This window comes from Pyxidicoccus fallax (genome assembly GCF_012933655.1).
GTDB classification, from domain to species: Bacteria; Myxococcota; Myxococcia; order Myxococcales; family Myxococcaceae; genus Myxococcus; species Myxococcus fallax.
This window is the reverse complement of the sequence record NZ_JABBJJ010000079.1, coordinates 20,304-41,792: the sequence shown is the minus strand read 5'-3', so window position 1 is coordinate 41,792 and position 21,489 is coordinate 20,304. Positions and strand designations below refer to the sequence as shown.

Genomic DNA, 21,489 nt, shown 5'->3' with positions numbered 1-21,489 from the left:
ACCACGGAGGAAGCGGGGGCGGACGGCTGGGGGCGACGCAGCAGGTCCCTACCGGAGGTGAGGTAGACGAAGTCGAAGTCCTCCACGAGGAAGCGCTCACCGTCGTGAAGGGCGGCGAAGGGCACCAGGGCCAGCGGACCATCCGGCGAGAGGAAGAGGTGGCGGGTGGTCCCCAGCAGCGGCAGCAGGGGCTGGAAGACGAGCCCGTAGAGGGCCTGGGCCCGCGCTTGAAAGGCGACATCCCGGTTGGCCAGCGCGTCCCGCAGACGTGAGGCGGCCGAGTCGATGGGGCCGGCGGGGCCCAGGTCGAGGCTGAGAATGCGGGTGTCCGGCAGCAGCACCAGCGCCAGGTAGCGCTGGTGCGGCTCGGGCGCGCCGGGCCCGGGCACGAGGGGACGGTCCTGGTAGCTGATGAGCTCGATGAGGGCGGCATCCTCGGGTAGGGCCTCGGCGACCTGGTCGACGATGTCGGTCAGGGGCGGGAGCCCGGCCAGCTCGCGCAGGGGCGCCGAGCGTCTGGCGAGGTCCGCCTCGAGGGCATCTCCCTGCTCGGCGAGCGCCTTGAGCTGCTGCTGGTACTCCTTCAGCGGGAGCGGGCCAGGGCCCTGGAGCGACAAAGTCGCCAGCTGGGTGCGCAGCTCGCGCAATTGCGCGAAGGTGTCGCGCCCCTCCTCGCCCAGGCTCTGGTAGACCGCGCGGGAGATGTCGGCGGTCTGCGCGACGGAGCGGCCCTTGAGCAGCAGCGCGGCGCCGAGGGCCAGGTGCCTGACCCGGTCGTCGTCGCGGGCGCGTAGCAGCGCATAGAGCCGCTCTTCGTCGGTGCGCAGCAGTTGGAGGAAGCTGGCCAGGCGCGCCTCGGAGAAATCGAGCGCCTCCTGGCGCAGGCGCTGCTCGGAGATGGCGAAGGCGCGCGTGAACAGGGGAATGGCTGCGTCGAGGCGATGCTGGGACAGCCTGAGCAGGGCGAGGTTGTTGAGCAGGGCGGCGACTTCGGGATGGTTCTCCCCGAGGGCCGCCTCCCGGAGGGTGAGCGCACGCTCGTAGAGCGGCTCGGCCCGGTCGTGCAGCCCCTGGTTCGCGTAGAGCACGGCGAGGTTGTTGAGCGAGGCGGCGACGTCGGGATGGTGCTTGCCAAGCGCCGCTTCCCGGATGGTGAGCGCGAACTGGTAGAGCGGCTCGGCCGAGCCGTACAACCCCCGCTCCTGATAGACGTTGGCGAGGCTGGTGAGCGAAGCGGCGACGGTGGGATGGTCCTGGCCAAAGGCGGCTTGCCGGATGTCGAGCGCGCGCTGGTAGAGCGGTTCGGCCCGGGCGTACAGCCGCTGTTTCACGTAGAGGTTGGCGAGGCTGCTGAGCGAGGTGGCGACGGTGGGATGGCTCTTGCCGAGGGCCGCCTCGGCCAGGGAAATCGCGCGCGCATGGAGCGCCTCGGCCCGGTCGTACAGCCCCTGGCTCGCGTAGAGAATGGCGAGGTTGTTCAGGGACGCGGCGACGTCGGGATGGTCCTGTCCAAGCGCCGCGAGCCGGATGTCGAGGGCACGCTGAAGCAGGGGCTCGGCCCGGACATACAACCCCTGGTTCGCATGGAGGATGGCGAGGTTGTTCAGGGACGCGGCGAGGGTAGGGTGGTGCTTGCCCAGGGCCGTCTCCCGGATGTCGAGGGCGCGCTGAAGCAGGGGCTCGGCCCGGACATAGAGCCCCTGGGCCGCGTAGAGGAGGCCGAGCTCATTGAGCGTGGCGGCGACGATGGGATGGTGCTTGCCGATGGAGCCCTTCGCCATGTCGAGCGCGCGCTGGTAGAGCGGCTCGGCCGGGTCGTACAGGTTCTGTAGGTCGAGGTTGCCGAATGCGGCGTGGTCGTCGCGCTCTGCATGATAGGCAACCTCATGATAGACACCCTTTGCCCCCTCGAGCGCGAGCGCGCGAGGGCTGAGCAGACCCACCCAGTCGTTCAGCTTTCTCTTGGCGTAGGGGTCGACGAACTCGCTTTCCAGAATGGAGATCGCGCGCGCGTAGAGCGGCTCGGCCCGGTCGAAGTCTCCCTGGATCCGGTGCAGTCCACCGAGCAGGTTCAGACAGCTGGCGACCTCCAGATGCGAACCCCAGAGCACCGCCTCGCGCAGTTCGAGCGCACGGTGTGCCCGCACGGTGGCCTCGGCGTAGCGGCCCACCTCCTGGAGCCTCATCGCCTCGTCGTAGGCCTCCTGCGCCGCCCGCAGCCGTACATCCTGGGGCCTTGCCAAAACCGGTACTCCGGCCGCGCAGCCCAGGACCCATATCGCCATCCACGCGAGAAGCAGTCGCAAGTCGTCCCCCTTGGAACTCGAGAGCCGCCATGGGAATGAGCCGCCTCGGTCGAAAATGATGCGGAGAGAATGACCGGTGAGGTGCTCCCGAGCGTGGAGCGCGCTCCCACCATCGGTCCCGTGGATGGGTCCCATCCGTCAGCGATATTTCAACCGACTCCATCGGCTTCCTAGGTTTGCGCATCGGTGGCGAGCGCCACCCCTTTCCCCACGCTCTTGGAGAACTCCGCATGCGCAGACGTCATCTCACCCTCGCCGCCCTGGCCACCTCCGCCATTTTCTCGGGGGCCGGTTGGGCGCCCGTCGCCGTCGCCTCGCCGCCCGTGGCGGAATGGAAGGCCCAACTTCCAGGAGTCTACCGCTACCGTCTGGGCGACTTTCAAATCACGGCGCTGTCGGACGGCACCGTGCCCCAGGACCTGCACGCGCTGCTGACCCGAACCACGCCTTCGGAAGTCGACGCGCTGCTGCACCACTCCTTCCTGAAGAATCCAATCGAGACCTCCATCAACGCCTTCTTGATCGACACGGGCTCGCGCCTTGTCCTGGTCGACACCGGCGCGGGGCAGCTCTTCGGGCCTGGCCTCGGCGGCAAGCTGCTCACCAGCCTCGCCGCCGCGGGTTACCAGCCCGAGCAGATCGACGACATCCTGATTACCCACATCCACACCGACCATAGCGGTGGGCTCGTCAACGGTGGGCGCCGGGTGTTTCCGAACGCGACCGTCCACGTCGGCAAGCCCGACCTCGACCTCTTCCTGAACCCCGCCAACGTTGGCGCCGGGGGTATCGACCGGAAGCTGTTCGAGGAAGCGGTCAAGACCGTCGGCCGCTACCTGCTCGCTGGCAAGGTCAAGCCCTTCACCGGCCGCAAAGAAATCCTTCCAGGCATCACCGCGATTCCCACTCCGGGTCATACGCCGGGACACAGCTTCTACTTGATTGAAAGCCGGGGTCAGCAGCTCGAGATGTGGGGCGACATTCTCCACTTCGCCGCCGTGCAGTTTCCAAGGCCAGCAATCACTGTCACCTATGACGTCGATTCGAGTGCCGCCGCCGCGCAGAGGGCCAACCAGTTGGCCGCCGCGGCGGCCGAGCGACGGCTGGTGGCCGTTGCGCACACGCCCTTTCCCGGCATCGGCCACGTGCGCCCCGAGGCGAGCGGCTACAGCTGGGTGCCGATCGAATACTTCAATCGCGATGCGCAGTAGGCGAGTGCCCTGAGTTCAGCTCCGGCGCGCGGCCTCGAAGAGCTGTTCTCGCAGCCAGGCGTGCGCTGGGTCGTCCTGATGGCGGGGATGCCACAAGGCCGCGAGGGAAAGCCGACCCAATTCCAGCTCCGGCGGCGGCGGTGAGAAGTCGAGCTCACGCGCAAAGCGCTGGAGGAAGCGGCTCGGCAACGTGCAGATGCAGTCGCTGTTGGCCAGAATCAATGGAGCCAGGGCATAGCTCTGGACCGACACGGCTACGCGGCGCTGGCGGCCCTTCGCGGCCAGCGCCGCGTCCACCCGGCCGGAAAATCCGCCGCCGTCAGTCGATACCAACAGGTGGCCCAGGTCGCAGAAGGTGTCGAGGTCAATGGGGCCCTGTCCCCGTGGGTGGCCCTTGCGCTGTGCGGTCAAGAACCGATCTTCCAACAACGGCCGGCTGATCATCGCGCCGCCGACCTCGTCGGTGGCGCCGACCAGCATGTCCACCTTGCCCGTCTCGAGCCTCTCGGCGATGTCACGACCCGGGTTGATGAGCGCCAGGCGGGAGGCGGGTGCGACGGCCATCATCTGAGTGATGAACTCGGGCATCAGGATCGCCGCCGGGTTGTCGCGAATGGCGATGACGAAGGTGCGCCGGCTTTGCCGAGGGTCGAAGACCCCCGGGCCCTCCATCAGCCGCCGCAATTGGGCGAGCGCTTCGGCCAACGGCGACTGCATCTCCGCCGCGCGCGGGGTGGGAACCACGCCGCGCCCATGGGCCGCGGGTACGAAGAGCGGATCCGCGAACAGACTTCGCAGCCGGGCCAGGCGCGCGGAGAGCGCTGGCTGACTGAGCTGCAGCCGTTCCGCCGCGCGCGTCACATTGCGCTCTTCCAACAGCGCCTCCAGCGCAAGCAGAAGGTGGAGGTCCAACTTGGAGATATCCATTCGCTCTATCGGTGCTCGGCCTCTCGGAAGGCGTGGAGCTTATAGAACACCCACGTGCGTGTTCCGACCCAGGCGGAGCAGAAAATCGACGGCACCCGTGCGCCACCTGGCCTCGGGCCGTGTCTTCCGGAGCGGGACCTCGCATGTCGCGAGGTCCGCACCGTGGAGCACGGCCTCTCCTACGCTGAGTGAGAATGACAATCCAACATCGAGCTGAGTCCTTCGTGATACGTGCATTCCTTGCAGTGGCGGGCCTGGCACTCCCCGTCCAGGGCAGCGCGCAGACACCGCCCTGGCCCACGACGCCACCGGCACGAATCTGTGGAAACACCGCGCTCCTGAGCGGCCCGAGCAGCCCACCCCCGGGAGCGGTGACGGTTCCGGCTGGCGACAACAGTGCCTTCGACTTCAACCGGCCGGGAGCGACCTTCTGGTTCGCGCCGGGGGTACACACCCTGGCCAGTGACGTCTTCGGCCAGATTATCGCTCGCGCCAACACGACGTATGTCGGCGCACCGGGCGCCATCATCGACGGGCAGAACCTCAACCTGTATGCCTTCACGGGAGATGTTCCCAACGTCACCATCAAGTACCTGACCATCCGGAACTTCGGCCGGGGTCTGGACAACAACAACGAAGGCGTGGTGAACCATGACTCCGGCGCGGGCTGGGTGGTCGAGTACAACACCATCGCCAACAACGACGGCGCCGGGGTCTTCCTGGGCCCTGGGAACATCGTCCGGTACAACTGCCTGAAGGACAACGGGCAGTACGGCTTCAGCATGTTCAAGCCGCCCATCGAGGGTGGCTCCGCCATCGAGAACATCGTCCTGGACCACAACGAAATCACCGGCAACAACACCGATGACTGGGAGAGCCGCATCGAGGGTTGCGGGTGCACCGGCGGCGGCAAGTTCTGGGATGTCCGTGGCGCGCGGGTGTCCAACAACTGGGTCCATGACAACAGGGGGACCGGCCTGTGGGCGGACACCAACAACATCGACTTCCTGTTTGAAGGCAACTACATCGAGAACAACGATGGCGAGGGTATCTGGTACGAGATCAGCTACAACGCCACCATCCGCAACAACACCCTCCGTCGCAACGCCTGGGTGAGCGGCAACCGCAACCTGGGCTCGCCGGGCCCGGCCATCTACCTCTCGGAGTCCGGAGGGGATTCGAGGCTGGCCACGGCCGTGAGCGGGGCGCCGAAGATCCGCGTCCACGACAACCTCTTCGAGGACAACTTCTCGGGTGTCTCCATCTACGAGAACGCCAACCGCTTCTGCAACTCCAACGGCAACACCAGCAAGGGGTATTGCACGCCGTTCATCACCCCGACCCTGATTCCCGAGGCGCCGCGCGACTACGAATACCCCAATCCCATCAGCGCCACGCACCCCTGCTACACCCTGGTGGCCAGCGAGCCCTACCGGACGGACTGCCGCTGGCACTCCAGGAACATCGAGGTGAATGACAACGAGTTCCACTTCGACAGCACCGTCGTGCCCTGCGCTGGGACGTACTGCGGCGTGCAGGCGCTCTACGCCACCGGTGCCGACAACATGTCCTGGTCGCCGTATACGGTCGCCGGTGTCCAGAACGACGTCATGTTCAACAACGGCAACAGCTTCCACGACAACAAGTACTTCGGGAACTGGCGCTTCGCGAAGGGCTACGGCGAGACGGTCCGCTTCGCCGTCTGGCGGGCCGCGCCCTATTCCCAGGAGGCTGGCAGCACCCTCGAAGGGGACGTCGGCGAGCCGCCCCCGGAGCCGGGCTCTGGAAACGCCCTGGATGCCGACACCGCCACCCTGGAGGCCTCCATCGGCCAGTGGGCGACCTGGTACTCCGCGGCCGTGGCCCGGTCGTCGGAAGCGGCCCACTCCGGTACGCACAGCCTGCGAGTCGACGTCACGGGCGCCTGGGGCTGGGGTGTCCAGCTCGCGAACTGGCCCGGCTTCGCCACCACGCCCGGCGTCAAGACGCTGAGCCTCTGGGGCCGGCTCGGCGCCGGAGCAGGCTTGTCGCCCAGGATGACCGTGAAGTGGATGAACGCCAGCTTCGGGGTCCTCCAGACGGATGAGGTGACGCTACCAGCGCTGACCCCGAGCTGGCAGACGGTGTCCGCGGTGGTCGATGCGCCGGCCGGTGCGAGCACCGTGCTGGTCTCTCTGACGGGCTCGGGCAGCGCTGGAGACTTCTTCTACGTCGACGACGTGGTCGTGGGGACTGTGCCGAACACCCTCGACGCCGCCAGTGCTGGGGGAGAGGGCTCCGCCGGGCAGAGGCAGGGCGGGTACGGCGCCATGGCACGGCGACGCGCGACGAGGGCCGCGGCGCCATCACCATGAAGCTTCCCTGAGCGGCGCGGCTTTCTGACGGGCTGCCTGCGACAATTACCCTCGGCGTCACGCGGCTCTGAGAAGAGAGGAGCGGCGATGTCCTCTGAGCAGCGTAGCATCCGGCTGCCCCCCAGCAGCGGCTGGCACTACCAAGGGCCACGCGGCAGAGGGCCAAGGGAGGGATGGCAGCGCGTGCCACCGCCATCCTGCTGAGTGCGCAGGGGCAGAGTGCAGAGTGCCGCCAGCTGTAGTGTAGCGGCCCGCTCCAGGTGACTGGAGCGGGCCGTGTTGCCACTAGCAGGACTGTTCCGAATACACCTGGCGGTACAGTGTGCGCTGGCCTTCCAGCGTAGGCCTATACCCGCAATAGCAGTGTTCGACGCCGACCTCGGTGGTGTAGGTCGCGTCGCTGTAGAACACGACGATGTGTTGGGTAATGCAGATGAGCCGGTCCTCCCGAGTCGCGAGGTGTGGCTGCTCGGTCTCCAGTCCGTCCTCCTCGACTCCGCCGCAACCTGCGAGGAGCCCAGCAACGAGTGCGCCTGCGACGACGTATGCCTTCATGACTTCCTCCGAACGCGCGGTGGGTTTGTCGCGCTTTCAAGATTTAGCGCGAATGGCGTGACCTGGGAAGGAATCTCCTCGGAGGCGCGCGGTTCCCAATAGCGCTGCGCCAGGAAGGTGCTCGCGAGGAACGCAGATGGAACGCATCAGCCTCTCGGCTGAGCTGGGAGAGATTCGTTACGCCATTGAGGGCGCCCACTGGATGCGTGCCGCTCGAGCGCAAGCGCTAGCGTTGCCAGAGTCCGTGTTGCACGCCGCCTTGGATCACGATTGCGAAGGTTCCCCGCTGTCCCTGCCGGGTCGGTCCATAGGCAATCATCGCGCCCTGTTGCTCGGCCTGCTTCACGGCTTTTTGGATGTCCTCGACCGCGAGGTAGGTCCGCATGATCGGCTCCTCATGTCTGGCCAGCGGCTTGCGGATGCCCAAAAGGCTTCCGTCCGAGAGTGTCGCGACACGGGCCTGCCCAAGGTCGGGGTCAGGAGCACCAAAGGAAAGTCCGTGCATGCGCTCGTAGAGAGCGCACAGGGAGTCTGCGTCGTTGCTGACGATTTCCAGGTAATGAATGGCCACCTTCGAATCCTCCTTCGTCAGGGTGTCCGGTCCCGGCGGCTGTGCGGTCCGACACCCCAGGGACATCGACATCAACCCCATTGCCAGCAGCGCTGCGCCAGCCAACCCTCGCTTGAACACGACCGGCCCTCTCTTCGTGGAGGCGTGAAATGGACCCCATCGCCTGGACGACTTCCCGAGCATCATCCTTTGCACGAGAGCCGACGGTGAGGCTGTCTCGATACGCCGTCGGAACATAGGCGCGGCGGCAACGCGCGAGAAGGAAAAGGAGGACCCGGAAGGCTTCCGCGAGCTCCAACTCCCGCCTGCGCGGATACACAGGCGCAGCACCCGGTGACGCCCCCCTCAGCAACCGCTCCACCTCTGCTTGCGTGGGTGGCGGCAACGCCTCGAAGCGCACACCTTGTCCTCCTCAAGCCAGAAAAACCGGCGCATCCGCCCTCAGGTGCCCGGACGAGAGTAGGACGGCTGAATGGGGCCGCCGCGAAGTTGGAAGCGGTAGCCCATGCGTCCTCCGCTGTTGGGGTAGCCTCCCGCCCGCCCCGGCGGTCCGGGGCCTCGGAGGCACGGATGGCAGCACGCAAGGTGACGGCGAAGAAGACGCCCACGAAGAAGACCCCGGCGAAGAAGAGCACCGCCAGGAAGACGCCCGCGAAGACCCCGGCGAAGAGCGCGGCCGCGAAGAAGGCGCCGGCGAAGGGCGCGGCCGCGAAGAAGGCCCCTGCCCGCCGGTACCTGCGCCGCGAGGACCTCGGCGCCCCGGCGGACGCCTTCTTCGCGCAGCAGCCCCCGGAGCGGCGCGAGCACCTCGAGGCCCTGCGTGCCCTGGTGAAGAAGGCCGCCCCCGGCGCTCGCGAGTCCATGAAGTGGGGCATGCCCTACTACGAGCTGAAGGGCGGCTTCTGTGCGCTCTACACCTCGACGACCTACGCCGCCCTCAGCATCATGGCGCCCCCGGAGAAGCTCGACGACCCGGAAGGAAAGCTCGAGGGCACCGGGAAGACCATGCGGCACCTCAAGGTGCGCAGCGCCGCGGACATTGACGAGGCGAGCATCCTGCGCTGGGTGAAGGCCGCGGTGGCGCACCACTCCTGAAGGAGGCACGCCCCGAAGTGGCCTACCGACGCGAGCCCGGGGGCTACACCCGTCGGCCGGGGTGGAGAGATGCTGGTACCCGGCCAGCTCCTGGATGGCCTTCGCCGGGGCTCCCGCATGCGAGCGGAGCCCCGGGGTGCTCCGGTCACGGGGTGTAGAGCTCCGTGGAGGCGAGCCCCATGCCCGAGCTGTTGGTGCCTCCCACCGCCAGCACCTTGCCCGACGGCAGGGTGCTGAGCGTGAAGCGGTTGCGCACGGCCAGCATGCTGGTCGTGGCGGACCAGGTGCCGGTGGCCGGGTCGTACAGGCTCGCGCTGGACAGGTATTGCGTCGTGGTGCTGCCGCCAATCTTGTTCAGGCCTCCCGCCACCAGGACGGCGCCCGAAGGCAGCGCGGCGGCGGCGTGGCCGTGGCGCGGGCTGCTCATCGTGCCCGCGGACGACATGGTGCCCGCGCTGAACGACTCGGCCGCGGAGACCGAGTAGTGGCCGGTGAGCCTGCCGTCGCCGGCCAGTCCTCCCACGATCAGCGCATTGCCGGAGGGCAGCTGGAGCGACAGGTGCCCGCTGCGCGCCGTGGCGAGGCTTCCTGTCGTGGACCAGGTGCCGGTGGCCGGGTCGTACAGCTCCGCGCTGTAGATCCGGTACAGGGAGGTGAAGACCATGTAGAGGCCGCCGCTGACGAGCACCTGCCCGTTGCCGAGCAGCACGGCGGAGTGGTCCATACGGCCCGTGGCGAGGCTGCCCGTGGCGGACCAGGTGCCGGTGGCCGGGTCGTACAGCTCGCAGCTGGTCAGGTAGACGCCACCATTGCCACGGCCGCCCGTGACGAGGACCTGTCCCGAGGACAGCAGGGTCGCGGTGAAGTTGGTGCGTGACGTGGCGAGGCTTCCGGTGGCGGTCCACGTCCCCGTGGCCGGGTCGTACACCTCCGCGGTGGTGGTGCTGCCGAAGGTGCCGCCGATGACGAGCACCTTGCCCGACGACAGCAGGACGGCGACGTGGGCCGAGCGGGCCTGCGTCATGCTCCCCGTGGCGGACCAGCTGTTGGTGGCCGGGTCATAGAGCGCCGCGCTGGCAAACTGGGTGCTCGCGCCGTTTTCGCCGCCGGCCACCAGCACCTTGCCCGACGGCAGGACGGTGGCGCTGTGGTCGACTCGGGCCGTGGACATCGGCGCGGCGGAGCTCCAGCTGGCGAGGGCCTGGCGCTCGGTGGCCACCGCGACCGCGGAGGAGGGCCCCGTCGGCTCCGGGTCGGAGGACGGGCCGGGACCGCAGGCCGCGCTGGCGAGCAGCAACAACATGGATGGGAAGGTGGAGGCGAAGGAACGCGTCATGGATTGCCCCTGGGAGCGAAGCCCTGCCATGGCAGGAAGGTCCTTGTCATGTCCGGGCGTGATCGTCAGCTCTCGCGAAGGTGGAAGCCTTTCCACCCCTCACGGGCCGGCGACGCGCATCCTTGTCACCGATATTGCGGGACTTCAAGCACGCGCGTCACCGGCGTGCGCGCTGGCACGTCGTCCGCTTCAATGGACATGTCAACGCGCGTGGAGCGGACCTCGGCCATGTGCGGGTTGACCTCGTGGAGGGGCATTATCGACCCCGGGACTGGAGCTTGCTGCGCAGATTCGTGACGCTCTTCTCAATGGGTGGCTGTCGGAGGTCGGCGCTCGGCTGGCCCGTGCTCGTGGTCGGCGCCGGGGCGCAGGGCACCACTTCATGCAGTCCATGTAACAAATGCCACCCTTGCGTCAGCGCGTGACGCAGCCACGTCCTGGCCAGACGCGGCCCGCGCGAGCGCCGTCGCGCCGCGAGGCGAAGTGCCCTGAATGACACGGGCACTCCGCATGCGCCGTGCTGGCATATGCACTGCAATCGGTGGCGGCGCGCGGAGGCGGACCCTCCTGACTCCGCGCACGCGAAGCGCTCTCGCCAGCAACCGGCGAGAAGCCTCCGCGTCCACCCGCTACCCCGAGAGCCAATCATGTCGCTTCCTCCTGTCATTGAGTTCAGCACCACGAGCAAGTTCACCCGCGTCTGGTGGGACAAGGGCTCGGGCGCCACCATGGACGGCGCCTTCTACCGTCCCATCCCGCGCGAGGGCTTCTTCATCCTCGGTGACTATGGCCAGGGCAACTACCTGGAGCCCACCGGCACCGTTCTCACCATCCGCGTCGTCGACAACGATGACCCGAAGAACCCGGCGCTCGTGGCGCCCGAGGACTACCGGCTCATCTACAAGGACAAGGGCTCCGGCGCCGACGAGGACGGCTCGTTCTGGGCGCCCGTGCCGCCCTTCGGCTACGTCGCGTGCGGGCACGTCATCCAGCGTGGCTACGACAAGCCGTACATCCCCAACTACCGGTGCCTGCGCCATGACCTGGCGGCGGCCGTCGGCCTGGGAGGCCTCATCTGGGATGACCGCGGCTCCGGCGCCGACATGAACGTGTCCATCTACCGCGTGAACCAGCTCAACGTGTTCTACGCCATCCCCAGCTTCTCCCCGCCCACCGAAGGCACCTTCGTGCCGAGCGTGCTGGTCACCCCGTAGTCGCTGACGGCGGGAGGCGCGCGTCCCACCGCGCCTCCCGCTTCCCTCGTCCATTCCTCTCATCCCACTCCGCGGCGCACGCGCGCGCCCGGCCCTCGTGTACCGCGTGAAGGCGCGGCGCACGGGCCGGGCCGAGGTGTGCCCGCGACGGAGGTCCCCCCATGCTCGCGCGGTCCCCGTGGTTCCCGTTGATACTGCTCCTGTCGTGTCTGTCCCTGGCCCGTGTCGCCACAGCGGACTCGGGGTCCGTCTCCATCGACCCCTCCGGAACGCTCTCCGTCAGCGAGAATGGAGCGGCCACCTATTCGCTCCCGCTCGAGGTGCCTCCCGGCATCGGGAAGGCCACCCCCCAGCTGTCCTTCGTCTACAGCAGCCAGGCGGAGGACGGACGAATGGGCGTGGGCTGGCAGCTCCAGGGCACCTCGGCCATCAGCCGCTGCCCGGCCACCTTCGGCGTGGACGGCTACCGGGGCACCATCTCCTACGACGCCAGGGACCGCTACTGCCTGGACGGCCAGCGCCTCATCAACGTGAGCGGTGACCAAGGCGCGGCGGAGTCCGTCTACCGCACGGAGCTGGAGACGTGGCGGCGGGTGAAGGCCTCGAAGGAGCTGTGCGGCTCCGGCCCCTGCTCGTTCACGGTGGTGCAGCGCGACGGCAGCGTCTCCGAGTACGCCACCACGGCCGACAGCCGCATCCTCGCCGTGGGCCGCGCGGACGTGCGCGTCTGGGCCATTGCCCGCTACACCGACCTCAACGGCAACGCGGTGGCCTACCGCTACACCCAGGCCCCCATCCCCCAGTCCTCCGCGAGCGACGGCCAGTACTACGTGCAGCGCATCGACTACGCCTCCAACGCCGACGCGAGCGTGGAGGCCAACCGCTCGGTGCGCTTCCTGTATGGCCCGCGCAGCCCGGTGCTGATGGCCTACGCGGGCGGCTCGCGCATCTTCACTCGCGCGGTCCTCTCCAACGTCCAGACGTACGTGGGGGAGCAGGCCGTCAAGGACATGCGCCTGGGGTACGCGGCGAGCCAGGCCACCAACGCGCCCCGGCTCACGAGCCTCCAGGAGTGCGCGGGGACGAGCACGGACGCGCCCTGTCTGACGCCCACGTCCCTCACGTGGCAGGACACCGCGCAGGTCACCTTCTCGGCCTCGAGCCTGGGCAGCACCTCGCTGCCCACTCCGTACAAGCAGGTGCTGCCGGCGGACTTCAACGGGGACGGCCGGGGGGACCTCGCCTATGTCACCGCCGACAAGTCCACGCTGAGCCTCCTGCCGCTCATCTCCCAGGGCACCACGCTCAGCGCCTGCGCCACGTCGCTGACCCTGCCGCTGACGTCCTACACCAACGTGCTCCCCGTCTCGCTGGGGGGTGATGGCCGTGCGGACCTCGTCTATGCATTCACGGACGGCTCCCGGCTCGGCTTCGCGCTGTACACGCCAAGCGCGGACGGCTGCCGCTTCACCGCCGGCCCGCAGAGCACCACCAGCCTGCCGACCTCCCCCACGCACCTGTGGCCCATGGACGTCAATGGCGACGGCCAGACGGACGTGGTGGGCGCGTGGCTGTCCAAGGGCGTCTACACCGTGGTGACGTTCCTCGGCTCCCCCACGGGCTTCACCCAGGCGACGCAGGGGAGCATCACCGCGCAACCCAACGAGCGGCTCTGGCCCGCCGAGATCAACGGCGACGGCATGCTGGACCTCGTCCAGGTCTGGGCGCCCGATGCCGGGTCGGTCTCCCTGCACCTGACGGCCTTCCTGTCCGACGGCCGGGGCTTCCGCGCCGGCATCGACACGGACACCCGAGGCGGCCCGCTGAACACCGCCGGCCTGTGGCCGCTGGACGTCAACGCGGACGGGAAGACGGACCTCGTGCAGGGGTGGGCGGCTCCGGGCGAAGCCCTCCAGTTGGTGACCTTCTTCGCCACCGGCGCGGGCGGCTTCACCGCCGGGGACATCACCGACACGGGCAAGGGCCTCACCGACGTGGCCGCGTTCTGGCCCATGGACGCCAACGGGGATGGCCGCATCGACCTGGTGCAGGCCTGGAGGCAGGGCACGGCGCTGGACCTCATCGTCTACCGCAACATCGGCAGCGGCTTCGACCGGGGCACGGCCGCCGGCGCCCGGCTCGCGTCCCCGGACGCGCGGGCCGTGTGGCCCACGGACGTGAATGGCGACGGGAAGACGGACCTCGTCCAGGGCGTGACGAGCGGAGGTTCGCTCACCCTCAGCGGCTACTTCGCGCAGGGCCCGGCCCCGGACCTGCTCGCCACCCTCACCGAGCCGGCCGGCGCGCGGTACGCGCTCACCTACCTGCCCATGTCCGACCCGGACGTGTACAGCTCCACGAGCCCCGCGCCCCAGGCCTCGCGCTCGGCGAAGACGAAGGCGAAGGCGAAGGCGAACAAGAGCGCCCTCGCGTCCGCCGCGGTGCAACCGGACGGGGCCACGGTGGCGCTCGGCTACCCGTACCGCCAGGCGCCCGCGCAGGGGCCCTTCCAGCGGGTGGGCGGCTCGCGCATGCAGCTGGTGCGCACCCTGGTGAGCGCCAATGAGCCCGCGCGCAACGCCTCCACCTACCAGTACAAGGAGAGCTACCGGTACACCGGCGGCCTGGTCGACCTGGCGAGCGGCCGCGGCTGGCTGGGCTTCCGCACCGTCTCACGCCTGGACGAGCAGACCGGCCAGCGCCGCGTGACGATGCTCAACCAGGGCTTCCCCCTCACCGGCACGACGGCGCAAATCGAGTACCAGTGTGACGGCCCCATCTCGCCGGACCCGCGCTGCCCGGAGGCGGCCCGCGACACCCGGCTGTCGCTGGGGCTCACCGGGTACACGGCCGCCGTGACGGCCACCGGCGCGGGCGCCCGGGCCACTCCCATCTACGAGGTGCGCAAGCAGCAGGTGAGCTTCGCCACGTACAGCTACGGCACGTACGAGTACACGCGGGCGAAGACCTTCCAGTACGACGCCTACGGCAACATCTCCCTGCTGTCGGACCTGGGCTACGTGGGCCCGGACGGCGTCAACCTGTCGACCGCGGACGACGTCTACAGCTGCGCCCGCTACGACAACGTGGTGCGGCAGGACGGCTGGGAGCTGGGCTACCTGCTGGACCGCAAGGAGTCCTCCACCTCCGCGTGCACCGACTTCTCCAAGTTCAACGACGCGACCGACTTCCACCTGGAGCACTTCACGTACACGTCCCAGCGCAACCTGGCGACGCGCTCCACCTACGACAACGTCAACCGCGTCGACCTGACCAATACATATAAGTACGACGCCTTCGGCAACACCACCCGGGAGACGCTGCCCGGCGACCGCACGACGCAGCTCACCTACGAGACGACGTACAACACCTACGTCGCCACCCGCACCACGCCGCCCAATGCCCAGGGCGTGAAGCTGACGCGGCGCTTCGGGTATGACCCGCGCTTCGGCGTCATGGTGGCGGAGGCCACCCCCAACGGCAACGTCAGCGTGCAGTGCCTGGACGCCTTCGGCCGGGTGGCGAAGGTGCAGGGCGCCGTCCCGGCGGAGCCCTCGGGCGTGAAGCCCGACACCAACTGCGTGCCCGCACAGGTGACGGGAGAGAGCACCACCTTCCGCAAGGCCGCCGTGGTGACGCTGGAGACGCGCTCGCGCGGCCGCACCGACTCGGGCCTGCTGTACCTGGAGTCGCTGCGGCTCCAGTCCTGGACGCTGTCGGGCCAGCAGCCGTCGCTGCGCTGGCAGCGCAAGTACACCGACGGGCTGGGCCGGGCCTACCTGTCCACGGCGCAGGAGGACGCGGCGGTGGGCGTGTCCGGCACCTGCACCAACTACGACTCCGAGGACCGCGCCCTTCGGGTCTCGGTGCCGCGCTACTTCACCGGCTCCATCGCCTGCACCAGCAGCAGCGGCGGCACGGACATGCTGTGGACCACCAACACCTATGACGTCTACGGCCGCGCCACCCGCCAGGCGCAGCCCGCGGGCGCGGACGGCAAGCAGACCTCCGTCACCACCATGGTCTACCCCACCTCCCTGCGGGTGACGGTGACGCAGGCCGCGGACGACACCTACCGCATCGAGAAGCAGCTCCAGTTCGAGTACTACAACTCGGACCGCAAGCTGCGGAGCATGGTGGTGCCCTCGGAGAAGGCCACCAGCACCTTCGCGTATGACCGCATCGGCCGGCTCCTGTCCGCCACGGACCCCGCCACCGCGGACAACCCGAGCGGCGTGACGAACGCCCTCACGTACGACTCGCTGGACCGGCGCACCAGCCTGGACAACCCGGACCAGAACACCACGGGCCTGTCGGACCGCAAGGCGCTCGCGCTGGCCTATGACGCCACCACCGGCCTGCTGGCCCGCACCACGGACGCCTGCGCGCGCGTCACCCGGTACCAGTACGACCCCCTCGGCCGTGTCACCCGCAAGGAGCTGCCCGCCGACTCCGGCGACACCGCCGCGCGCTCCGTCACCTACGGCTACGACGACCCGGCCGCGGCCAATGGCCTGGGAGAGCGCACGCGCATGGCGGCGCAGGCCGCGGACGGCACCGAGCTCTACGCGTACTCCTACGGCTATGACCGCTTTGGCCATGCCGCCCGCACGGCGCTGCTGCTCGCGGGCGACGCGTCGCCGTACCTCCAGACCGAGCTGTATGACCCGCTGGAGCGCGTCTTCCGCCAGACGTTCCCGGACGGCGCCACGGTGGAGCGCACCTTCCGCTTCGGCAACCTGGACCGCCTCGCCTCGTCGGACACCTCGTACGCCCGCTTCTCCGACTACACGCCCCTGGGCTCTCCCGGCCGGGTGGACTACGGCAACGGCGCGCGGGGCAGCTATGGCTACGCGCCCACCGGTGAGCTCATCTCCCAGGAGGTGCTGGACGGCGGCGGCCAGCCGCTGCTGCGCCGCACGGCGGAGTGGAACCACCTCCAGCAGCTCACGCTGCTCCAGGACACGCTGAAGCCGGACGGCGTGGATGGCACCCAGCGCTTCACGTACACCGGCACGCGCCTCACCGAGGCGCAGGCGCCGGGCCTGTACGGGGTGCGCACCCTGGGCTTCGACGCCGAGGGCAACCTCACGCGCAAGGACGGGTACACCTTCAAGTACCAGGCCCACCGGCTGATGTCCGGCGCTGGCGCGGAGCTTCCCGCGCTGCGCGCCACGTACGACTGCGGCGGCAACATGAAGTCCAAGGTCGTGGGCAGCGACGCGTGGGACTACACCTACGACACGAGCAACCGGCTGGTGCGGGTGGCGAGGAACGGCACCAGCGTGCTGTCCGTGCCCCTCTACAACGACGCGGGCAGCCGGCTGCGCAAGGTGGAACCGAGCGGCGTGGAGACGCTCTACGTGACGGCGCAGTTCCAGGTCACCCGACTGCCGGACGGCACGCGCGAGCTCACCCGGTACATCACCACGCCCACCGGGGCGGCGGTGGCGGCCGTCACCACCCGCACCACCGGGGCGGCGGTGGCCACCGCGAGCGAGGGCACCGTCCCCGGCGACGCCATGCCCGCCGGCGTCCCCGTGCCGGGCACGCTCTACTTCCACCAGGACCTGCTGGGCAGCACGGCGCTCACCACCACGAAGGACGGCGCGCTGAGCACCCGGCTTTACTACCAGCCCTTCGGCGGCGTGTGGAAGCCGGGCTCGCGCGGACCGGACGACTTCCGTCCGAAGTACCAGGGCCGTGAGCTGGATGACGGCAGCGGCTTCTACTACTTCGGCGCGCGCTACTACGACCCGTCGCTCGGCCGCTTCCTCACGCCGGACACGGAGCTGGCCAGTCAGCTCACCCGCATCGACTCGTTCAACCGGTTCGCCTTCGCGCTCAACGACCCCGTCTCCCATATCGACCCGACGGGCCACAACGTCTGGGAGTCCATCGTCGGCATCGTCGTGGGCGTGGCGGAGGTGGCCCTGGGCGTGGCGGTGGACGTGCTGAGCGACGGCGCGCTGGAGCCCATCGGCGGCGCGCTCATCGGCGCTGGCCTCAACGGCGTGCAGTACAGCGCCACGCACACGAGCGGCTTCAGCTGGAAGCAGTACGGCATCCAGCAGGGCGAAGGCGCGCTGTTCGGCCTGCTGACGGGTGGCTTCGGTGGCGAGGCGGAGGCGGGAGTCTCCACCGCGGCCAGCGAGATGACGGAGGAGGCCGCGGCCTCGGTGGCCACGCGCGAGGCCACCACGTTGTCCGCGGAGTCCGAGGGCGAGGTGATGGGCAGCGCCGTGGGCCGGGAGGTCGCCGAGGAGGCGCCCCCGAGGACCTCCGGACAGGACCTCATCGAGGATGGCGTGTCGTCGTGCGCGGCCAGCTTCCCCGCGGGCACGCCCGTGTGGCTGCGTGCCGGCACCGCGCCCATCGAGTCGCTGTCGGGCGGAGAGTCGCTGCTGTCCCGCAACAGCATCGACCGGGCGGACGCCTGGCGGCGGGCCCTCGCGCCCATGCGGCACGCCGTCACCGCGCTCTTGAGCCTGGACCTGGAGGTGGACGACGGCGGGCGCGAGGTGCTGCTCACCACCCACAACCACCCGCTGTGGGTGCGCGGCCGGGGCTGGGCTGCCGCGGGCGAGCTGCGGCCGGGCGACGCGGTGGCCACGGCCCACCGGGGCTGGGCCCACGTCATGGAGGCCGCCACGCTCGCCAGGCCCGCGGGCGTCGACGTCTACAACTTCGAGGTCGAGGGCTTCCGCTCGTACTTCGTCGGCGCGCTCGGCGTCTGGGCCCACAACCCCTGTGAGGCCATCGACAGGACCGGCCAGGGCCGCACGAGCCCCCAGGGCAACCCCTACGACGTGGAGCTGCGGGTGCCCGAGAGTGAGTACCCCGAGTCGGCCGCACACATCGAGGATGCCCAGCAAGCGGGCCATCCGGACGTGATGACCATCAACCGCGGGGGGGCGGCGCAGAATCGCCGCGACTCGCTCCGGGGCATCCCCACGCAGCGGGGCTATGACCGCGACGAGTACCCACCCGCCATGTTCCAGGAGGGCGGCACCGGAGCGGACATCGAGTACATCGACCCGACGGACAACCGGGGCTCGGGCAGCTCCTTCGGCGGACAGCTGCGGTCCTACCCGAACGGCACCCGGGTGTGGTTCCGCGTTGTTCCCTGACTGCCGCCCTTGAACGTAGAAGGCAAGCCCCGCACCGAAGAAAACAAGACTGAGCACGAAGAACGTGCGACTGACGTGGAGCATGGCGCGAGGCGGCCCGCCGGCTGGAGCAGGCTTGTCGTGAGGGCCCGGGCCGCGCTGCGTGAGTACTCGAATCCGCCAAGGTGTTGGCTATTGCATGGGTTGCGGCCCTAGCGGACACTTCTGAGGTGATTGGGCATGGAGGTCTCCTGACTCCATGCCCGTCATCATTCGCGGTCGCCGAGTCATGTTTCTCCAGTCCAAGCCCGGCGACGCGCCTCAGCCCGTGAAGAAGCCTCCGTGCGAGTACTGCGGGAAGCCGGGGCATCCGTTCGCCCCTTCGTGGGGCAGCTCCATCGGGAGCTCCGGCATCCTGCGGGACAACATCCTCGGTGGAGCAGAGGCGGACGCCCACCCTTGGTACACCGGGCGCTGGTCCATCGCCGCGCATCACCTCATCTGCTCCGAGGCCATGGCGGACGACGAGGTCTGGGACGGCTACTGCCGGGAATTCGGCTACGACATCAACCGGGCGCAAAACGGTGTCATCCTCCCCATGGTGTTGGCCGTCGCGTGCGAGCTGCACGTGCCCGTCCACGTCGGGCCTCATGCCGGAGGCTGGGCCTTCGACATGGACCTGGCCTATCCGGATGCGGTGAAGCGCAAGCTGCAGCGCGTGGCGGAGTCCGTGGAAGCGGGCCGCTTCTGCGCTCGGCCGGAGTCGCTCACCGAGAAGCTCGACTCCCTGAGTCAGGACATTCTCGCGAAGGTCTCCAGCGGACGGTGGACGCTCACCACCGACGGGCTGGACTACCTGCCAGGAGGACAGGGGTGTGCCGGCGCAAGCAGCCTCCAGGACAAGCCGCGGCGCCCGTGCCCTCGTGGCCGTCGGCACGGCATTCGGCACGGCCGCACAGGAGCGCCGCTCCCTCGCCGGACGCTGCAGGTAGGGGCGTAGGCCGTGCAGCGCGATTACTTCGTTCTGCTCCGTGCGCGTTCCCAGCAGCACCCGCTGCTCGCGTGGGACCAGGGTTACCGCGCCTTCCTGAAGCCAAGGCCCGTCGAGGTGCCGGAGCCGGTGAAGCTGAAGCTGGGTGAGCCGGTCCCGCCCAAGCCCGTCATGGTGGACCACCACAGCCTTCCGGCGCCCGTGGTCTCCTCACGGGTGAAGGAGGCGCTTGAAGCGATGCCGCTCCAGGGTGTCCAGTTCGTCCCCGCGGATGTCCGGGTGGGCGACCAGGTGCTGCGATACTGGCTCGTCCACATGTGGCGTCGCTTCCGATGTGTCGACCGCGAGCGCTCTGTCCTCACCCTCGATTCGAGCGATGGCGACATCCTGGAGATTGAGAGGCTCGTGCTGGACGAGTCCGTGCTGCGTGAGCTTCCCCTGGAGGAGCGGCTCGCATTCAGGCTGGAGGAGTCGGTGGTCCACCTCCTCCACGCGTCCGTGGTGGACCGGGTGATGAGCCTCACGCCGCCGCCGGAGGGGCTCCGCTTCATTCCCGTGTCGGACTGGAACGACTCGGCCGGCTTCCTTCACGGACGCCAAGACCCTTGAGCCTGCCTCCACACCTCAACGCGGTGGGGAGAGGCCTGTTCCGGGCTGTGGAGCGGGACTTCGCCCGGTACCTGGAGTGCGGCGTGCTGGCGCACGGCTTCGCGCGGGGCACACGAACTCAAGCTGCTGCGAGTCCCGACCTCGTGGGCCCGCCTGCACGCGGTTACCCATCCTGTGTTCTCGACTCCCAGGCAACCTGGTGAGGTGTTGGGCTGACGCTCCCAGGGCTACGTCGCGAGCGCGACGTCATGGACCTGTATCTCGAGCCGCGGGACCCGAGGTGGCGGGGCGTTGCCGAGTCATGGCGGGTTGGTAGCACGCGCCCCTGTATTCAACACCGCCCCAATCATCACAGTCCTTCAGGTCCACGGGCAGCTTCGTCCAGCAACCGCCGTTGATGGCGACCTGCACCTTGCCGGGACAGCGGCCGTTGGCGTCCGGGCGCCGCTGCCCTGGGAAGGGGCCCGGTGGCGGCAGGTCTACTGCGATCTCAGCATCACTCCACGCGGCTCTTGTCCCGTGAAGAGAGGCACATCCGCCTCACGTCCCGCGCTGAGCGCAGCCTGCTCCAGCGCTTCCGCCATCTCCCGCGCGCTCCCGAGGTCAGCGTGGCGGCTCCCAGGTGGTGTCCGGAGCCGAAGTCCATGAGGAAGGGCTGAGCGTCTGTCCGCCGGACGCGGACGTTGTCACCCTTCACATCTCGGTGGAGACCTCCGGCAGCATGGGTGGCTTCCAGGGCTCGGGCCAGCCGGGTGGAGCACCTGCCGTGAGGACGGGCGGTGTGCCTGGGCCCAGGCATAGAGCGGCAGGCCCTCCACCCACTCCATGACGAGCCAAGCGTAGGTCACGCCTTCTCGGGGTTGCCAATGGCCATGGCCCAGCAGGAGGCCGCCACACCGGAAGCAGGCGAAGACGTCCAGCGCTTTCCGTCCTGCTTGAGCAACCTGGCCCCATTCAATCGCGGCGTGCGCTCCTTCTTCGCTTCCTCCTTCGCAGCTGTCTCGGGTGGTGCGCTCGCTTCTTGTTCTTTCGGCTCTGCCTCCACCAAGGGGGCGCTCGCTACTTCGATGTCGCTGAGGCGGTCCTCCTCCCTGCCTGAAACCGCTCTCATGTGGCACGCACGACTGCGGAATCGTCTCCATGGCCCGCTGCGCCACCATGGTGGATGAGGGCATCCTGCATTGCTGGCTTTTCCGAGCTTTACAGGTGGC

General features: G+C 68.9%; 12 protein-coding genes. 7 read left to right on the top strand and 5 right to left on the bottom strand.

What is annotated here, in order from left to right:
* A partial coding sequence (locus tag HG543_RS18500) for a CHAT domain-containing protein (RefSeq protein ID WP_439332606.1) occupies window positions 1–2,285 on the bottom strand: 2,285 nt, incomplete at its 3' end.
* 251 nt (window positions 2,286–2,536) lie between these two features.
* On the opposite strand from HG543_RS18500, the gene HG543_RS18495 reads away from it, so the two are divergent.
* Window positions 2,537–3,517, top strand: coding sequence for an MBL fold metallo-hydrolase (locus HG543_RS18495; RefSeq protein ID WP_169346120.1), 981 nt, complete (start codon window positions 2,537–2,539; stop codon window positions 3,515–3,517).
* A 15-nt stretch (window positions 3,518–3,532) separates the two neighbouring features.
* Here HG543_RS18495 and HG543_RS18490 read toward each other — a convergent pair whose 3' ends face one another.
* Window positions 3,533–4,444: a LysR family transcriptional regulator gene (locus HG543_RS18490; protein WP_169346119.1), complete on the bottom strand. Its 912-nt coding sequence runs from the start codon at window positions 4,442–4,444 to the stop codon at window positions 3,533–3,535.
* A gap of 371 nt (window positions 4,445–4,815) precedes the next feature.
* Here HG543_RS18490 and HG543_RS18485 point away from each other — a divergent pair, with 371 nt between their 5' ends.
* Window positions 4,816–6,798: a right-handed parallel beta-helix repeat-containing protein gene (locus HG543_RS18485; protein WP_169346118.1), complete on the top strand. Its 1,983-nt coding sequence runs from the start codon at window positions 4,816–4,818 to the stop codon at window positions 6,796–6,798.
* Window positions 6,799–7,083: 285 nt separating this feature from the next.
* On the opposite strand, the gene HG543_RS18480 is transcribed toward HG543_RS18485, so the two are convergent.
* Together HG543_RS18480 and HG543_RS18475 are read right to left on the bottom strand one after the other, a co-directional pair.
* Window positions 7,084–7,353, bottom strand: a complete 270-nt coding sequence (locus tag HG543_RS18480) for a hypothetical protein (RefSeq protein WP_169346117.1) — start codon at window positions 7,351–7,353, stop codon at window positions 7,084–7,086.
* Between the two features lie 226 nt (window positions 7,354–7,579).
* Window positions 7,580–8,044: a VOC family protein gene (locus tag HG543_RS18475; protein ID WP_211194016.1), complete on the bottom strand. Its 465-nt coding sequence runs from the start codon at window positions 8,042–8,044 to the stop codon at window positions 7,580–7,582.
* 450 nt (window positions 8,045–8,494) lie between these two features.
* Between HG543_RS18475 and HG543_RS18470 the strand changes: the two genes are divergently transcribed.
* Complete coding sequence (locus HG543_RS18470) at window positions 8,495–9,019, top strand: DUF1801 domain-containing protein (protein ID WP_169346116.1); 525 nt, start codon at window positions 8,495–8,497, stop codon at window positions 9,017–9,019.
* Between the two features lie 145 nt (window positions 9,020–9,164).
* On the opposite strand, the gene HG543_RS18465 is transcribed toward HG543_RS18470, so the two are convergent.
* Window positions 9,165–10,355 carry a Kelch repeat-containing protein gene (locus tag HG543_RS18465; RefSeq protein WP_169346115.1) on the bottom strand — a complete coding sequence of 397 codons (1,191 nt, stop codon included), beginning with the start codon at window positions 10,353–10,355 and terminating at the stop codon, window positions 9,165–9,167.
* Between the two features lie 647 nt (window positions 10,356–11,002).
* On the opposite strand from HG543_RS18465, the gene HG543_RS18460 reads away from it, so the two are divergent.
* From HG543_RS18460 to HG543_RS18445, 4 genes are all read left to right on the top strand, one after another.
* Window positions 11,003–11,569: a Vps62-related protein gene (locus HG543_RS18460; RefSeq protein ID WP_169346114.1), complete on the top strand. Its 567-nt coding sequence runs from the start codon at window positions 11,003–11,005 to the stop codon at window positions 11,567–11,569.
* 161 nt (window positions 11,570–11,730) lie between these two features.
* Window positions 11,731–18,699, top strand: a complete 6,969-nt coding sequence (locus tag HG543_RS18455) for an RHS repeat-associated core domain-containing protein (RefSeq protein WP_169346113.1) — start codon at window positions 11,731–11,733, stop codon at window positions 18,697–18,699.
* Between the two features lie 238 nt (window positions 18,700–18,937).
* Window positions 18,938–19,678, top strand: coding sequence for an AHH domain-containing protein (locus HG543_RS18450; RefSeq protein ID WP_169346112.1), 741 nt, complete (start codon window positions 18,938–18,940; stop codon window positions 19,676–19,678).
* Between the two features lie 3 nt (window positions 19,679–19,681).
* The gene (locus HG543_RS18445; protein WP_169346111.1) at window positions 19,682–20,278 is read left to right on the top strand and encodes an imm11 family protein; all 597 of its coding nucleotides are present in this window, start codon (window positions 19,682–19,684) and stop codon (window positions 20,276–20,278) included.
* Window positions 20,279–21,489 lie beyond the last annotated feature (1,211 nt).

Coding starts and splice junctions, on each gene's coding strand:
- HG543_RS18480 (WP_169346117.1), bottom strand. CDS start 7,353: ATGAAGGCATACGTCGTCGCAGGCGCACTCGTTGCTGGGCTCCTCGCA.
- HG543_RS18470 (WP_169346116.1), top strand. CDS start 8,495: ATGGCAGCACGCAAGGTGACGGCGAAGAAGACGCCCACGAAGAAGACC.
- HG543_RS18495 (WP_169346120.1), top strand. CDS start 2,537: ATGCGCAGACGTCATCTCACCCTCGCCGCCCTGGCCACCTCCGCCATT.
- HG543_RS18460 (WP_169346114.1), top strand. CDS start 11,003: ATGTCGCTTCCTCCTGTCATTGAGTTCAGCACCACGAGCAAGTTCACC.
- HG543_RS18455 (WP_169346113.1), top strand. CDS start 11,731: ATGCTCGCGCGGTCCCCGTGGTTCCCGTTGATACTGCTCCTGTCGTGT.
- HG543_RS18465 (WP_169346115.1), bottom strand. CDS start 10,355: ATGACGCGTTCCTTCGCCTCCACCTTCCCATCCATGTTGTTGCTGCTC.
- HG543_RS18490 (WP_169346119.1), bottom strand. CDS start 4,444: ATGGATATCTCCAAGTTGGACCTCCACCTTCTGCTTGCGCTGGAGGCG.
- HG543_RS18450 (WP_169346112.1), top strand. CDS start 18,938: ATGCCCGTCATCATTCGCGGTCGCCGAGTCATGTTTCTCCAGTCCAAG.